Genomic DNA, 15,905 nt, shown 5'->3' with positions numbered 1-15,905 from the left:
CCCCCATCTTCCCGCGCGGCTCGGTCCCGCGCGGCACCGGGTGGGCCGTCGGTAGGCTGCATGAGACGGACCACCACTTACCGATCAGATGGCATCAGGAGGGCTCCACCGATGAGCACGTACACCCTGCCCGATCTGCCGTACGACTACGGTGCGCTCCAGCCGGCGATGTCCGGCGAGATCCTCGAACTGCACCACGGCAAGCACCACGCGGCGTACGTCAAGGGGACCAACGACACCCTGGAGCAGATCGCCGAGGCCAGGGACAAGGGGGCGCTGGGCGGCCTGGTCGGGCTGGAGAAGACCCTGGCCTTCAACCTGTCCGGGCACGTCCTGCACTCGATCTTCTGGAAGAACCTGTCGCCGGACGGCGGCGACCGCCCCGACGGCGACCTGGCCGCGGCGATCGACGAGCACTTCGGCTCGTTCGAGTCGTTCTCGGCGCAGCTCTCGACGGCGACCAAGGGCGTGCAGGGCTCCGGCTGGGGCGTGCTCGCCTGGGAGCCGCTGGGCCAGCGCCTGTTCGTCGAGCAGGTGTACGACCACCACGGCAACGTCGGCCAGGGCAGCATCCCGGTGCTGGTCTTCGACGCGTGGGAGCACGCGTACTACCTCCAGTACCGCAACGTGCGCCCGGACTACGTCGACCAGCTCTGGAAGCTGGTCAACTGGTCGGACGTGCAGCAGCGGTTCGCCGCGGCCCGCGCCGCGAACGTCCCGCTCGGCTGAACCACCGGTACGGACGGGCCGCCGCAGACCGCCAGCGCGGCGGCCCCGCCCCACCGGACATCTCGGTAGAAATACGGCGTACCCTCGGTTCGTGAGCGCGGAGCCGATGGTCACCAACGAGGCCGAGGTCGGCCTGCCGCCCCTGCCCGCCGGCCGGCGGGCCGCCTGGGAGATGTACCGCATCGCCTTCCTGCCGGACGGCTACCCCGGCCGCCGCACCGACGACCGGGTCGTGCCGCACCCGCTGTACGGCACGTACGTGGTCAACGGGTACCTCGCGCGGCACGCGGAGACCGGCGACGCCGCGTACCTCGCCGGCGCCCGCCGGGTTGCCGACGCGGCGCTGGCCCGGATGGCGGCGCACGCCGACGCGCTGGTGTTCCGGTACGAGCCCGGCGCGCTGAACGACCTGCCGAACGAGTACTTCAGCTGCCTCACCCAGGCCCGGTACGTCGCCGTCCTGGGCAAGCTGCACGCCGCCACCGGCGACCCGCGGTACGCCGAGGCCACCGCCGCCGTGCTGCGCAGCCTGCGCATCCCGGTCGAGCGCGGCGGCGTCGCCCGGGCCGCGCACGGCGGCGTGGTGCTGGAGGAGTACGCGCACCCCGCCCCCGACTACACCCTCAACGGCTGGACCACGGCGACCGTCCTGGTCGGCGAGCACGCCGAGCGCACCGGCGACCCGTTCGCGGCCGAGCTGCACGCCGACAGCGTCCGGGCGCTGGCCGCGGTGCTGCCGCTGTACGACGTGCCGGAGCTGGCCAACAGCCGGTACCGGCTCGGCGGGTACGGCACCCTGCAACTGGAGTTCACCGCGCCGGGCGCGCGGATCGCCGACGCGGCCGTGGTCCTGCCCGGCCACGGCACCCACCCGGTCGCGCCGGCCGGCGGCACCGACAACAGCCGGTTCCTGGCGCACGTCGCCGCCGACGGCGCGGTCGACGGGCACACCGCGCTGCTCCAGGCGTTCCTCTGCCGGCTGACCTGGCCGGCCCCGAACCGGTTCACCGCCACCGTGACCGTGCCCGCCGCGGCGCGGCTGACCGTCCGGATCGGGCAGGCGCCGTACCGGCCGGCGCACAGCTGGGTGCAGCCGACGGGGTACGCCGACCTGGCGACGGTCGAGCTGGCGCCGGGCGCGAACGCGGTCGACGTGCCGATCCCGTGGACCAGCGCGGAGCTGGTGGCGTACCCGACGAACTTCAACAAGCGGATCGCCGGGCGGCGGTACAACGTGTACCACTTCATCCACGTCGACACGCTCACGGCGCTGCACCGCAGCAGCGGCGACGAGATGATCGGGTACCACGCCCGGCGCTGGGCCGACTACCCGAACCGCTGGCCGGAGCTGCCGGTGTACGCGGCGGCGGGGGTCGAGCTGGCCCGGTTCGACCCGGCCGCGCCGCCGCCCGCCGCCCCGGCGCCCGGCCCGGCCGCGGCGCCCGTGCCGCGGCCGCGGATGCGCGCCCGCCTGCGCCGCCTGGTCCGCCGCCGCTGACGGGCCGCCCGGCCGTCAGCGCGAACGCCGGGACCGGCGCGGCGAACGCCGGGACCGCCGCCGCGCTGCCGGGCGGTGGCGGGTCAGTTCGCGGGCTGGCGGGCGGCCCAGGCCGCGTAGCCGCCGCGCAGGTCGCTGACCTCCGCGTCCGGCGTCGCCCGCCGCAGCAGCGACGCCGCCACCGACGACCGGTACCCGCCCGCGCAGTGCACCACCACCGGCCGGTCCGTCGGCAGCTCACCCAGCCGGGTCGGCAGCTCGGCCAGCGGGATGTGCCGGGACCCCTCGATGTACGCCCCGTCCGCGCGCTCGCCGGCGTTGCGCACGTCCAGCACCACCGGCGGCGCCGCGCCGGCCAGCAGCTCGCGCAGCACCGGCGCGTCCACCCGGGCCGAGCGGACCTGCGCCGGCAGCGGCAGCGGCGGGGTGAGCACCCCGCGCAGCGCGTCGAAGCCCACCCGGGCCAGCCGGGTCACCACCTCGTCGGCCCGGCCGTCCGGGGCGAGGACCAGCAGCGGCGTGTCCGGCCGCAGGACCGTGCCCGCGGTCTCGGCGAACCGGCCGTCCAGCGGCACGTTGACCGCGCCGCGCAGGTGGCCCAGCGCGAAGCTCTCCGCGTCCCGCGCGTCGAGCACCGCGACGCCGTCGGCCAGCAGGGCCGCCGCGGCGGGCCAGCCCAGCGTCGGGACGCGGTGGTCGGCGTACAGCGGGCGCTGCTGCTTGTTCAGCGCGGCGGCGAACGCGAAGTACCCCGGCGCCGCCTTCTGCCCGCTGGTGACCAGCGCGACGAACTCCCGCTCGCCCATCGGGGCGCAGGCGTAGTTGGTCCGCCGCTGCTCGCCGATCGTGGAGTGCCGCTCGGTGGACAGGTTCTTGCCGCAGGACGAGCCGGCGCCGTGCGCGGGCAGCACCCGGACCCCGTCCGGCAGGGCCATCAGCCGCTGGATCGACCCGTACAGCAGCCCGCCCAGCTCCTCCGCGGTCAGCCCGGCCGAGGACAGCAGGTCGGGGCGCCCCACGTCGCCGATGAACAGGGTGTCGCCGGTCAGCACGGCGTGCGGCTCGGGGTCGGCGGCGCGCTCGCGGACCAGGATGCTGATCGACTCCGGCGTGTGGCCCGGCGTCTCCATGATCGTCAGGGTGACGTCGCCGAGGACGATCGTCTCGCCGTCGGCGAGGCGGCGGATGGGGTACTCGGTCTCGGCCCGCCGCCCGTACCCGATCCAGGCGCCGGTGGCCGCCGCCACCTCGAGGTGGCCGGACACGAAATCGGCGTGGAAGTGGGTGTTGATCACGCCCTCGACGGTCAGCCCCGCGGCGACGCACTCGGCCAGCAGCTCACCCGGGTCGCGGCGCGGGTCGATGATGACGGCCCGGCCGCTGGCCTCGTCCGCGACGAGGTACGACGCCTGCGACAAACACTCTAGGTAGTACTGGCTGAGCCGCATACCCGCATGGTCGCACGTACCCCGCAACCCCGACCAGACCAGTAGCCAAGCACCCCCGGTGACCTGGGAAAACGGACGTAGGCACGATTCCGCAACACGGCGGAACCGCGGGGCGCCCGGGCGGAGTCGTACGACCACGGTACGTAGACGATTCTCAATGAGGTGACCATGGCCAGCGCGCTCCCCCGGCCCTTCCCGCTCCTGCCGACCCGGGGCGCCCACCGCTGGGCGGCGGACCGGCACGCGCCCCCCGCCGACCGGGCGGTCGGCGACCGGCTGCTGGTGGCGCTGGCGTTCTGGGTGCTGCTGGCCGGGACCGTGGCGCTGTGGGCGTTCCGCACCCCGGCGGCGTCGCTGGCGGTACCGGGCGTGCAGCTCATCCAGCTCGGCAAGGTCGTCGGGCTGGTCGCCGGGTACCTGATGCTCGCCCAGGTCACCCTCGTCAGCCGGCTCGGCTGGCTGGAGCGGTCCGTGGGCGCCGCGGGGCTGGTCCGCTGGCACCGGTACCTCGGCCCGGCCGTACTGGCCGCGGTGGTCGCGCACGTCACCCTGCTGTCGCTGGGCTTCGCCAACCGGCGCGGCCAGCCGCTGCTGCCGGTCATGTGGGGCACGATGACCGGTACGCCCGAGCTGGTGCAGGCCACGATCGCGGCCGGGCTGCTGGTGCTGGCGGCGCTGCTGGCCGTCCGGTCCGTGCGCCGGCGGATGCGGTACGAGCACTGGCGGCTGCTGCACGGCATCACGTACGCCGTGCTGCTGCTGGGCATCGCCCACCAGTTCACCGAGGGGCCGGACCTGGCCGAGCCGGTCGCCCGCACGTACTGGATCCTGCTGTACGCCGCCGTCGGCGCCGCCCTGCTCTGGGGCCGGCTGCTCGGGCCGGTGCTGTTCAACCTGCGGCACCGGTTCGTGGTGACCGCGCTGGTCCGCGAGTCCGCCGACGTGTACTCGATCTACCTGGCCGCCCGGCACCACCGCAAGCTGCGGATCGAGCCCGGCCAGCACCTGACCTGGCGGTTCATGACGCCGCTGCTGTGGGGGCAGGCGCACCCGTTCTCGCTGTCGGCCGCGCCGCGCGAGGGCGAGCTGCGGCTGACCGTGCACACCGGCGGCGACTACACCCGGCTGCTGCGCACGCTGCGTCCGCACACGCCGGTGATCGCCACGAACCCGTCCGGCACGTTCACCGCCCGGTGGCGCACCCGGGGCAAGGCGCTGCTGATCGCCGGCGGCAGCGGCATCGCGCCGGTCCGCGCGCTGCTGGACACCCTGCCCGCCGACGTCGTCGTGATCTACCGCGCGCACGGCCCGGACGAGCTGCCGCTGGCCGACGAGCTGGACGCGATGGCCGCCCGCCGGCAGCTCCGGGTGCACTACGTGGTGGGCGACCGGTACGACGCCGGCCCGCGGGCGGCCCTGTCCCCCGCCGGCCTGGCCGCGATGGTGCCGGACATCGCCGAGCGGGACGTCTACCTGTGCGGCCCGCCCGGCCTGCTCGGCATGCTGCACAGCCAGCTCCGCCGGCTCTCGGTGCCGCGCCGGCAGATCCACGTCGACGCCTTCGAGCTGTGAGGGGGACGGGATGCGCCGCGCCACCGCCGCCGCGATCGGACTGGTCGCCGGTACGGGCCTGCTGACCTTCCTGCGCGCCCACATCGAGACGCCCGCGGTACCGGACGGGCCGAGGCGCCCGCCGGCCACGGCCCCGGCGGGCGGCGGCGGCCCGACCCGCCCCCCGGCCAGCGGCCTGGTCGGCTCGCCGGCCGAACCCGACGACGCTGCCGCCACCGACGCGGACGACGGCGACGGCGGCGACGGCGACGGCGACGGCGACGAGGGTCGCGGCGGCAAGGGCAAGGGCGGCAAGGGGAAGGGCGACGGCGGGTCCGGTGGGAAGACGCGGCCGGGTCGATTGCCGGATGGCAACTGATCGTCGATGCTCCGCGTCGGGATGGTTGATTTGCGCGGGATCGGACACCCGCAGTGCGTCACGCAGCGCGATCGGGGGACGCTCTACCGTGGAGCCGTGACGATGCTGCCCGAAGCTCACACCGAGGACGCGTTCGACGAGATCTGCGACGACGAGGACGCCCTCCGCCCCGGCGTCGCCCGGCTGCTCCGGCGCCTCGGCGTCGACACCGCGGACCTCACCCGGTACCCGACCGGCTCGCTGCCCGTGTACGCCGCGGGCGACCGGGTGCTCAAACTCTTCCCCCAGGTGCACCGCGACGAGTACCCGGTCGAGGCCGGCGTGCTCGCCGCCGTGGCCGGCAACCTGCCCATCCCGACCCCCGAGCTGTACGCGGCCGGCGAGCACGACGGCTGGGGGTACGTCCTCATGCGCCGGCTGCCCGGCACGCCGCTGGCGAGCGTCTGGCCGCACCTCGGCCCCGGCGACCGGGACCGGCTCGCCGACCAGCTCGGCCTCGCCCTCGGCGTGCTGCACTCGCTGCCGCTGCCGGACATCGACGGCTGGTGGCCGACCGACTGGGCCGAGTTCATGGCCGGGCAGCGGGCGGCCTGCGCGCCGCGGCAGCGCGCGCTCGGGCTGGCGCCCGCGCTGGCCGAGGAGATCCCGGACGCGCTGGCCGCGCTGCGCCCGCCGACCCGGGACCCGGTCCTGCTGCACACCGAGATCATGGCCGAGCACCTGCTGGTGGACCGGGACAGCCGCGGCTGGCGGTTCACCGGCCTGTTCGACTTCGAGCCGGCGATGCGCGGGGACGCCGAGTACGAGTTCGTCGGCGTCGGGGTGTTCACGGCGCGCGGCGACGCCCGGTTCCTGCGCCGGCTGCTGTGCGCGTACGGGTACTCGGACACCGAGCTGAACCCCGCGCTCAGCGCGCGGCTGCTGGCCTGGTCGCTGCTGCACTACTACAGCAACCTGCCGGCCTGGCTGACCCACCTGCCGGCGATGCCGCCGACGCTGACCGCCGCGGCCGCGGACCTGTTCCCCCTGTCCTGACCCGCCCCGCCGCCGGCCCGCCGGCCGCGGCCGGCGGTTCCCGGCGCCGCCGCGGTTTCGGCCGGGCGACGCGGGCGGCGGGTCAGCCGGTGGGGCCGGGGCCGGCGGTCGGGGTGGCCGGGCGGCAGCTCCGGCGCAGCTCGTCGGCGAGCCGGGCCGCGAACGCCGGGTCGCTGTCCAGCTTCGCCCGCAGCGGGGACACCGACGGCGCCGGCACCGCCGCGTAGCTCGGCTGCGACCGGTGCGCGCTGGCCAGCGCGGACGGGTCCGGGTACACCCGGGACTGCACCGCGCACAGGTGCCGCGCGGTCTCCTCCAGGAACACCTGCTCGACGCTCGGCGGCGCCGGTTCGGGGTCGTCGCCGATCAGCATGGCGCTGGCCGTGCCGGCGATGCCGGCCAGGACGACGGCCCCGAGGACCACGGCGAGGGTACGGCGGTTCATGCGTCCTCCGCGGGGCCCGCGGCGGCGCGGCCCGGGCTCAGGTGACGGTCAGGGCTCAGGTGACCGTCAGGGCTCAGGTGACCGTCAGGGCTCAGGTGACCGTCGGGGCTCAGGTGACGGTCAGGGACAGGTTGCCGGCCAGCGACCCGCCGGTCCAGGTCGCCGAGACCGGGATCTTGTGCACGCCGGCGGCGAGCTTGCTCGCGTCCAGGTACACCGAGGCGTAGTCCTCGCCGCCGACCGGCAGCGCGGTGTTGTCGTTCAACCCGGCCGACGTGGCGCCGCCCGGGTAGGCCACGGTCAGGCCGGTGGGCGGGGTGAGCTTGACCCGGAAGTTCGCCAGGCCCGGCTTGGTGCCGGAGTACGTCAGCTTCACCCAGGCCGGCGTGCCGCGGGCGATCGAGGCGGTCGTGGTCTCCTGCGTCGCGGCGGCGCCGAGGTTCAGGCCGATCGGGATCGTGGCCAGCACGGTGTCGCTGTCGGCCGTACCGGTGCAGGTGAACTTCTTCGTCCGCAGGTCGTCGGTCTTCTTGAACGAGTCGTTCTTCATCTGGACCCAGGACACCTTCAGCGTGACGATCTGCGCCAGCAGGGCGTTGTCCGGGATGTCGAACTTGATCGCGCTGTAGTCCATGTTCCCGTGGGCCAGCGCGGAGTTGATGTAGAACGACGTGAACGTGTCCGTGTTCGTCGGGTAGTCCACCCCGAGGCTGCTCCCGCCGCTCGCGGTGATCTTGACGTTGCAGATGTCGCCGGAGCTGATCCACAGCGCGCTCAGCCAGCCCTGCTGGCCGGGCAGCATCGAGGCGAGGATCGGCAGGACCAGGCTCGGACCGCTGCCGGCGGCGGCGGCCGGGGCGGCCACGCAGAAGCTCCCGGCGAGCGCTCCGACGAGCAGGCCGGACAGAAGACGACGACGCACGGGGGCTCCTCGGGACGGATGACAACCAGCACCCCCTTCGGTCGCCCGGCCCCCGGGTTGAGGACCTCCCGATGGTCCCTGACCCGACCCCTTCCCCGTGGGCGTTTTCGCCCACTTCCCCGGCGCGGCCGGGAGCGGAGCGGGTGCATCCGCGGCGCTCCCGGCACCACGAATGCACCCACTCCCCCGGCCACCCCCACCCGGTCGCCGGGGGTGTTTCGAATGGGACCGGTACGGCGATCCGGGGCGTGCTCGCCGCCCGGCCGAGGTGGCCGCCGACCCGGCGGCGGCCCTGCGCGCCGCGGGCTGGCACCCGACCTGACCCCCGCCCCGCGGCGGGACCGGGCCGAGGGTGGGCCGGAACGAAAGCGGGCGGCGGGGCCGAAGGCCCGCGCCGCCCGTCCCGATGCCGTCGGTCAGAAGTCGTCGTCGAAGGTGACCGAGCCGGTCACCCCCACCTGGTACGACGAGACCCGGCGCTCGAAGAAGTTGCTCAGCTCCTGCACGTCCTGCAGCTCCATGAACGCGAACGGGTTCGCCGAGCCGTAGATCGGGTCCAGGCCGAGCTGGGTCAGCCGGCGGTCCGCGACGTGCTCCAGGTACTGCCGCATGTCCGCCAGCGGCAGCCCGGAGACGCCGGTCTCCAGCAGGTCCTCGGCGAACTGGGTCTCGCACTCGACGGCCTCGCGCAGCATCGCCCGCACCTGCTCGGCCATCTCCTCGTCGAACAGCTCCGGCTCCTCCCGCCGGACCTGCTCCACCACGTCGAACGCGAACGCCATGTGCATCGACTCGTCGCGGAACACCCAGTTGGTGCCGGAGGCGAGCCCGTGCAGCAGCCCGCGCGAGCGCAGGAAGTACACGTAGGCGAAGGCGCCGTAGAAGAACAGGCCCTCGATGCAGGCGGCGAAGCAGATCAGGTTGAGCAGGAACTTGCGCCGGTCGTCGGCCGAGCGCAGCTCGCGCAGGTCGAACACCTTGTCGATCCACTTGAAGCAGAACTCGCCCTTGCGCCGGATCGACGGGATGTTCTCGATGGCCGAGAATGCCGCCGCCCGGTCCTCGTCACCGGGCACGTACGTGTCCAGCAGGTTGAGGTAGAACTGGACGTGCACCGCCTCCTCGAAGAGCTGCCGCGACAGGTACAGCCGCGCCTCCGGGGAGTTGATGTGCTGGTACAGGTTCAGCACCAGGTTGTTGGCGACGATCGTGTCGCCGGTGGCGAAGAACGCGACCAGCCGGCTGACCATGTGCTGCTCGGCCGGGGTGAGCTTGGCCAGGTCGGCGAGGTCGGAGTGGAGGTCGACCTCCTCGACGGTCCAGGTGTTCTTGATCGCGTCCCGGTACCGGTCGAAGAAGTGCGGGTACCGCATCGGCCGCAGGGTCAGGTCCAGGCCGGGGTCGAGCAGCATCTGCTTGGCCCCGCCCGACGCGGCGCTGCGCGGGTTGGGTACCGGCGCGGAGGTGGTGGTCGTGGTCACTGGCATGCCTCGCAGGATTCGGGGTTCTCCAGGGAGCAGGCGACCGCGTCGGCGTCGACGGCGGCGGCCGGGATGAGGGCGGCGTCGTCGCCCGCCAGGCTCGGGATGGCGGGGTCGCCGCCGAGGCCGTGGCTGGTGCCGTTCAGCGAGAGCTGCCCGGCCACGCTGACGGTGGCCTGCTGGATCCGCGTCGCCGGGCGGGACCGCAGGTAGTAGGTGGTCTTGAGGCCGGACGCCCAGGCGTACCGGTACATCGACGACAGCTTGCCGATGGTCGGCGAGGCGAGGAACAGGTTCAGCGACTGCGACTGGTCGATGTACGGCGACCGCGCCGCCGCCAGGTCGATCAGCGCCCGCTGCGGCAGCTCCCACGCGGTACGGAACAGCTCGCGGACGTCGGCGGGCAGCGCGGCGACGCCCTGCACCGAGCCCTCGGACCGCTTGATCTCCTCGCGCACCTCGGCCGTCCACAGACCGCGGGCCTTGAGCGTCTGCACCAGCGCGTTGTTGATCTGGAGGAACTCGCCGGACAGCGTCTCCCGCTTGAACAGGTTGCTGACCTGCGGCTCGATGCACTCGTAGCAGCCGGCGATGGAGGCGATCGTGGCGGTCGGGGCGATGGCGATGAGCAGCGAGTTGCGCAGCCCGTGCGCCTCGACCCGCTCGCGCAGCGCCGCCCAGCGGTCGGCCTGCGCCCCGCTGACGCCCCACAGGTCGGGCTGGAGCTGCCCCTGCGCGGCCCGGGTCTGCGGGTACGCCGGGTGCGGCCCGTACTCCTTGGCCAGGTCGCAGGAGGTCTCCAGCGCCGTCAGGTAGATCTCCTCGGAGATCCGGGTGGACAGCTCCAGCGCCGCCGGCGAGTCGAACGGCAGCTTGTGGGCGAAGAAGACGTCCTGCAGGCCCATCAGGCCGAGGCCGACCGGGCGCCAGCGCGGGTTCGACGCCGCCGCCTGCGGGCTCGGGTAGTAGTTGATGTCGATGACCCGGTCCAGGAACGTGATCGCCGTCCGGACGGTTGCCCGCAGCTTCGCCCAGTCGACCTCGCCGGCCGCGTCCAGGTGCCGGGCCAGGTTGACCGAACCGAGGTTGCAGACGGCGGTCTCGCCGTCGCTGGACACCTCGATGATCTCGGTGCACAGGTTCGACAGGTGCACGACGTCGCCGCCGGCGGTCTGGTTGCAGGTGCGGTTGGCGGCGTCCTTGAACGTCATCCAGCCGTTGCCGGTCTGGGCCAGCGTGCGCATCATCTTGCCGTACAGGTCGCGGGCCCTGACCTGCCGGACGTACCGGCCGGCGGCCTCGGCGGCCCGGTAGGCGGCGTCGAACTCGTCGCCCCACAGGTCGACCAGCTCGGGCATCTCGTTGGGGTCGATCAGCGACCACACCCCGTCGGCGTCGACCCGGCGCATGAACTCGTCCGGGATCCAGTTGGCCAGGTTGAGGTTGTGGGTGCGCCGGGCGTCCTCGCCGGTGTTGTCGCGGAGCTGGAGGAACTCCTCGATGTCGGGGTGCCACGGCTCCAGGTACACGCAGGCCGCGCCCTTGCGCCGGCCGCCCTGGTTGACCGCGGCGACGCTGGCGTCCAGCGTGCGCAGCCAGGGCACGATGCCGTTGGAGTGGCCGTTGGTACCGCGGATCAGCGCGCCGCGCGAGCGCACCCGGGACCAGGAGATGCCGATGCCGCCGGCGAACTTCGAGAGCTGGGCGACCTGGGCGTACCGCTCGTAGATCGAGCCCAGCTCGTCGCGCGGCGAGTCGACCAGGTAGCAGGACGACATCTGGGTGTGCCGGGTGCCGGAGTTGAACAGCGTCGGCGACGACGGCAGGTAGGCCAGCGACGACATGAGCCGGTAGAAGCCGATGGCCTCGTCCGGGGTGCGGGACAGGCCGCAGGCGACCCGGAGCAGCCAGTACTGCGGGGTCTCGGTGACCTTGCGCGACTCGGGGTGGCGCAGCAGGTACCGGTCGTAGACCGTGCGCAGGCCGAAGTACTCGAACCGCCGGCTGCGGTCCGGGTCGACCGCGGCGTCCAGCCGGGCGGCGTGCCGGGTGACGAACTCCAGCGCCGCGTCGCCGATCAGGCCCTCGGCGTGGCCCAGGGCCACCGACTCGCTGAAGCTGGCCACGCCCTGCGCGCCGACCTCGCCGTCGATGGCGGCGGCGAGCAGCCGGGCGGCGAGCCGGGAGTACTGCGGCTCCTCGCCGATCAGCTCGGCGCTGGTGTGGATGAGCAGCCGGTCCAGCTCGGCCCGGTCGGCGCCGGCCGGCAGGCCGGCGAGCGCCTTGGCGACGACCCGCTCGGGCTCCACATCGGCCAGGTCGGCGGCCAGCTCCCGGACGGCCGCCAGGATCCCCTCGGCGGGGGCGTCGCCCGCCGAGCGGGTCTGGCCGGGCACCCCGGTGCCCGCCGCCCGGACCGCCGTACGCATGTCGGTGACCGTCAACCCTGCCTCCTCGTACTCAGCCTCTGCCCGCGGCCGGTTCCGGGCGCGCGTCAGCGGCGGGCGGCGCTGCCTCTCGCGCCGTCCGACCTGCGTCGTGCCCCGGATTACCCGCCGTCTCGCCGCCCGCGTCGATCCCATGTCCGACCACGCACGGTGATGCCTCGCCGTCCCCGCGTCAGTACGGCGGTTCGGTCGTGCGAACACCATATCTGGGTGCCGCCCGCAAAGTACAACCCCACATGTCGTGTCGGCGTGTCGTGATTTCCTCCGCACCGATCGGGGGTCGAGGCCGCGCGGGGCACCGCGATCTGGCATGATGTCCGGCCTTTTCCCGGCCCCGGTACGCCCTGTGCGAAGCCGCCCACGGGGCGTGCCGACACACCCCGTTCACCGGTGCGACACGCCGCCGCCGGGCGGCCCGCGGGGGCGCCGATCGGGGCCGGTCGGACCCGTCGGCATCTGTCGGACATCGCCGAATGCCAGCACTCCTCGAAACGGCGCGCGGACGCCCCTGCGCGCCGACGCGCCTCCATAGCATGACCGCGGGTCGTCCACTGTGCACTGTCCGTCAGGGCTGCCCGATCCCACCCTGCCGCCCCGCGGGCGGCACCCTCACTGGGAGGTCTCCGCATGCGTCACCTGATCGGCCCGGCCGCGCGCTGCGCCGCCGCCGGCCTGCTCACGGCCGCCACCCTCGCCGCCCCCGCGACCGCGGCCACCGCCGCCCCCGCGCCCGACCGGGCCGCGAGCACACCCGACCGGACCGCAACGGACAAGGCCGCCACCGGCAGGGCCGCGAGCGACAAACGCGCCGCCACCCTCGTCAGCCGGCACGACGACCGCTGTATGGACGCCGATGTGTCCTCGGCCACCCACAACGGGACCAAGGTGCAGGGCTGGCAGTGCAACGGCTGGGCGAACCAGTCCTGGACGTTCAACGGCGACGGCTCGGTCGTCAGCCGGCACGACAACCGCTGCCTCGACCTCGACATCGCCGGCGGCACCCACAACGGCAGCAAGGTGCAGCTCTGGGACTGCAACGGCTGGCTCAACCAGAAGTGGACGTTCAACGGCGACGGCTCGGTCGTCAGCCGGCACGACAACCGCTGCCTCGACCTCGACATCGCCGGCGGCACCCACAACGGCAGCAGGGTCCAGATCTGGGACTGCAATGGCTGGCTCAACCAGAAGTGGACCAAGCGCTGACCCGCCGCGGCGGGTGACCGCCGCCGGGAGCGGGCCCACGTCGGCAATCCGGCGTGGGCCCGCGGCACCGATCGAGCACGATCCGGCCGGAGCCGGCGGCACGGCCCCCCGGCCGGCCGGCGGCGACGGGACGGCCGGGGCCGGTCAGCCCGGCCGCTCCACGATCGACAGCGGCGGCGCGACATCCTCCAGCGAGCGCTGCTCGGCGTCGACCCCGAGCAGCCACTCGACGACCCCGCCGACGACCATCACGCCGGCGCCGACGAGGTACCCGACGAACAGCCGGGACGGGTCCTCGCCCTCGCCGATCAGGTGGCCGTAGAAGATCGGGCCGATCGCGCCGAAGCACTGGGCGATGGCGAAGAACACGGCGATGGCCTGGCCGCGCACCTCGAGCGGGAAGATCTCGCTGACCGTCAGGTACGCCGAGCTGGCCCCCGCCGAGGCGAAGAAGAAGATCACGCACCAGGCCAGCGTCTGCGTGGTCGCGGTCAGCGCGCCCGCGTCGAACAGGACGGCGGTCACCGCCAGCAGCAGCCCGGACAGGATGTACGTGCCGGAGATCATCTTTCGCCGGCCCCAGGTGTCGAAGTAGCGGCCGATGAGCAGCGGCCCGGCGAGGTTGCCGACGCCGAAGGCGATCAGGTACAGCGGCGCGTCCGCGGCGGCCACGCCGTAGAACTTGGTGAGCACCAGTGCGTACGTGAAGAAGATCGCGTTGTACAGGAACGACTGCGTGATCATCAGCGTGGCGCTGAGCACCGACCGCTGCGGGTACCGGGCGAACAGGACCCGCAGCAGCGACAGGTACCCGTGCCGCTGGCTGGGCCGGACCTCGATCGCCTCGCTGTCCGGCACGTCGGCGAGCACCTGGCCGCTGACCCGCACCTCGGCCTCGATCCGGGCGATGTTGGCCTCCGCCTCGGCCTCCCGGCCGCGGACGATCAACCACCGTGGACTCTCCGGCAGGTGCCGGCGCATGCCCCAGATGCAGGCGCCCAGCACCGGGCCGAGCAGGAAGCCGATCCGCCAGCCGAGGTCCAGCGAGACCTGGTTGAGCAGGATGAACGTGCCGAGCGTGCCGATGATCGCGCCGGCCCAGTAGGTGCCGTTGACGGCGATGTCGACCCGGCCGCGGTACTTGGCCGGCATCATCTCGTCGATCGCGGCGTTGATGGCGGCGTACTCGCCGCCGATGCCGGCCCCCGCGATGAACCGGGTCAGGTACAGGAAGATCAGCGCCCCGGCGCCGCTGCCCCAGGTGAGGGCGGTGAGCGCGTTGCCGGCGAGGTACACGCCCAGGGTGATGATGAACAGCTTGCGCCGGCCGAGCGCGTCGGCGAGCCGGCCGAAGAACAGCGCCCCGAACACCTGCCCCAGCAGGTACACGGTGGCGATCGCGGACACCTCGCCCACGGTCAGGCCGAGGGTCGCGTCATCGGTGAGGACGGCGGTCGCCGCGCTGGCGATCGTGATCTCGATGCCGTCGAGGATCCAGGCGGTGCCCAGCGCGAGCACCATTCGAGTGTGGAACGGGGCCCAGTTCAACCGGTCCAGGCGGGCCGGGATCAGGCTACGGATGGGCGTCATGGTAATCACCCCCGCACTCAGCGTACGCATTGAGGCTCATGCCCGCGAGTACCCGTGCTCCCCGTGCACGACACGCCCGGCGGGCGGGCCCGCGGACCCGGTCAGCGCAGCGCGACCAGCACCGTGTCGTCGCCGGACCGCCACACCACGCCGACCTCCGCGAAGCCCGCCGCGCGCAGCAGCCGGGCGTGCGTGTCGGCGCTCAGGTCGGCCTCGTCGGAGTGGGCGTAGCCGCTGGCCCGCCGCCGCGCCACCGGCTCGGCCAGCTCCGGGGCCGCCTCGACGGCCGCCCACCAGGCGTCCCAGTCCTCGTTGTCCTCGACCCCGGCACGCGCGGCCCGGGCCTTGCGCACGACCCGGCCGAGCGCGCGCACGCCGGGCTGGTCGTCGTACAGGTGGTCGGCGTTGACCAGCACCCCGCCGGGCCGGATCAACGCGCCCAGCCGCCGGTACAGCGCGCCCAGGTCGGCCTCGCTCAGCCAGTGCAGCGCGGTGGTGGAGACGGCGGCGTCCAGCGGGCCCGCGACGCCCGCCCGCTCGGGCCAGTCGGCCGCGCGCAGGTCGGCGTGCGCGAACCGGGCCGCCGCCGGGTACGCCGCCCCGGCCAGGGCCAGCAGGACGGGGTCGGCGTCCAACCCGACCAGCTCGGCCGCGGGCAGCCGGCGGGCCAGCCGGGCGGCGAGCGAACCGGGCCCGCAGGCGACGTCCAGGATGCGCGGGGCGGGCCGGTCGGCCAGCGCCGCGGTGACCACGTCGCCGATGACGGTGAACCGCTCCTCGCGGTCCGCCAGGTACCGCTCCTGCTGGCGGTCCCACCGGGCCACCCAGGCCCGCGCCGCGCTCGCGTCCAGCATCTCGCCGCCCTCCCGTCGGGTAATGAGCCGAGCCTAGTCCAGCCCGTTACCCTGGCGGTAGGGCGGCATGGCGAAGGGCGGGCCGCCCACTCGGCGACCCGCCCTCGATACCGGCCCGGACTCCGTCCGGGCCGGCTGTCGGCTACGAGCGGGTCCCCAAAACACCGCTCCCGCGCGCCCCCCACCGGGCCGCGGACCGACCGGGTGCCATCCCTACTCCGCCACCCGCGGGTTCGGGATGGTGGCTCCGTGCTCGGCCGCCCACCAGCGCTGGCCGGACTCCGGCAGCGTGTCGATCGGGTCGTAGTACGCATACTCCCGAC

The 15,905-nt window shown here is 73.9% G+C and carries 13 protein-coding genes; 6 read left to right on the top strand and 7 right to left on the bottom strand.

Features of this window, described 5'->3' with window-relative positions; translation table 11 throughout:
- Positions 1-111 precede the first annotated feature (111 nt).
- Entirely contained in the window at positions 112-729 is a 618-nt protein-coding gene (locus IEY94_RS10210; protein ID WP_189169883.1) for a superoxide dismutase, read from the top strand.
- Between the two features lie 91 nt (positions 730-820).
- Positions 821-2,227, top strand: coding sequence for a D-glucuronyl C5-epimerase family protein (locus IEY94_RS10205; protein ID WP_189169882.1), 1,407 nt, complete (start codon positions 821-823; stop codon positions 2,225-2,227).
- Between the two features lie 83 nt (positions 2,228-2,310).
- Here the strand turns inward: IEY94_RS10205 and IEY94_RS10200 are convergent, their stop codons facing one another.
- Positions 2,311-3,675: an MBL fold metallo-hydrolase gene (locus IEY94_RS10200; RefSeq protein WP_189169881.1), complete on the bottom strand. Its 1,365-nt coding sequence runs from the start codon at positions 3,673-3,675 to the stop codon at positions 2,311-2,313.
- Positions 3,676-3,843: 168 nt separating this feature from the next.
- Between IEY94_RS10200 and IEY94_RS10195 the strand changes: the two genes are divergently transcribed.
- From IEY94_RS10195 to IEY94_RS10185, 3 genes are all read left to right on the top strand, one after another.
- Positions 3,844-5,247 carry a ferredoxin reductase family protein gene (locus IEY94_RS10195; protein ID WP_189169880.1) on the top strand — a complete coding sequence of 468 codons (1,404 nt, stop codon included), beginning with the start codon at positions 3,844-3,846 and terminating at the stop codon, positions 5,245-5,247.
- Between the two features lie 10 nt (positions 5,248-5,257).
- Entirely contained in the window at positions 5,258-5,605 is a 348-nt protein-coding gene (locus IEY94_RS10190; protein WP_189169879.1) for a hypothetical protein, read from the top strand.
- Between the two features lie 102 nt (positions 5,606-5,707).
- Positions 5,708-6,640 carry a phosphotransferase family protein gene (locus IEY94_RS10185; protein WP_189170227.1) on the top strand — a complete coding sequence of 311 codons (933 nt, stop codon included), beginning with the start codon at positions 5,708-5,710 and terminating at the stop codon, positions 6,638-6,640.
- Positions 6,641-6,722: 82 nt separating this feature from the next.
- Here the strand turns inward: IEY94_RS10185 and IEY94_RS10180 are convergent, their stop codons facing one another.
- From IEY94_RS10180 to IEY94_RS10165, 4 genes are all read right to left on the bottom strand, one after another.
- Complete coding sequence (locus tag IEY94_RS10180; RefSeq protein ID WP_189169878.1) at positions 6,723-7,085, bottom strand: hypothetical protein; 363 nt, start codon at positions 7,083-7,085, stop codon at positions 6,723-6,725.
- Positions 7,086-7,194: 109 nt separating this feature from the next.
- Positions 7,195-8,007 (bottom strand): hypothetical protein, encoded by an 813-nt coding sequence (locus IEY94_RS10175; RefSeq protein ID WP_189169877.1) that lies wholly within the window; start codon positions 8,005-8,007, stop codon positions 7,195-7,197.
- A gap of 416 nt (positions 8,008-8,423) precedes the next feature.
- Positions 8,424-9,419: a ribonucleotide-diphosphate reductase subunit beta gene (locus IEY94_RS10170; RefSeq protein ID WP_373291266.1), complete on the bottom strand. Its 996-nt coding sequence runs from the start codon at positions 9,417-9,419 to the stop codon at positions 8,424-8,426.
- Positions 9,420-9,484: 65 nt separating this feature from the next.
- Entirely contained in the window at positions 9,485-11,917 is a 2,433-nt protein-coding gene (locus IEY94_RS10165) for a ribonucleoside-diphosphate reductase subunit alpha (RefSeq protein WP_189170226.1), read from the bottom strand.
- Positions 11,918-12,562: 645 nt separating this feature from the next.
- On the opposite strand from IEY94_RS10165, the gene IEY94_RS10160 reads away from it, so the two are divergent.
- Entirely contained in the window at positions 12,563-13,138 is a 576-nt protein-coding gene (locus IEY94_RS10160) for an RICIN domain-containing protein (protein ID WP_189169875.1), read from the top strand.
- Positions 13,139-13,282: 144 nt separating this feature from the next.
- Here IEY94_RS10160 and IEY94_RS10155 read toward each other — a convergent pair whose 3' ends face one another.
- Complete coding sequence (locus tag IEY94_RS10155) at positions 13,283-14,728, bottom strand: MFS transporter (RefSeq protein ID WP_229783498.1); 1,446 nt, start codon at positions 14,726-14,728, stop codon at positions 13,283-13,285.
- A gap of 101 nt (positions 14,729-14,829) precedes the next feature.
- Positions 14,830-15,582 carry a class I SAM-dependent methyltransferase gene (locus tag IEY94_RS10150; RefSeq protein ID WP_189169874.1) on the bottom strand — a complete coding sequence of 251 codons (753 nt, stop codon included), beginning with the start codon at positions 15,580-15,582 and terminating at the stop codon, positions 14,830-14,832.
- Positions 15,583-15,905: the final 323 nt, after the last annotated feature.

The sequence above is a fragment of the Pilimelia anulata genome (genome assembly GCF_014647895.1).
In the GTDB taxonomy this organism is placed as follows: domain Bacteria; phylum Actinomycetota; class Actinomycetes; order Mycobacteriales; family Micromonosporaceae; genus Pilimelia; species Pilimelia anulata.
The sequence above is the reverse complement of the archived record's forward strand: the minus strand, read 5'-3'. Positions and strand labels throughout refer to the sequence as shown.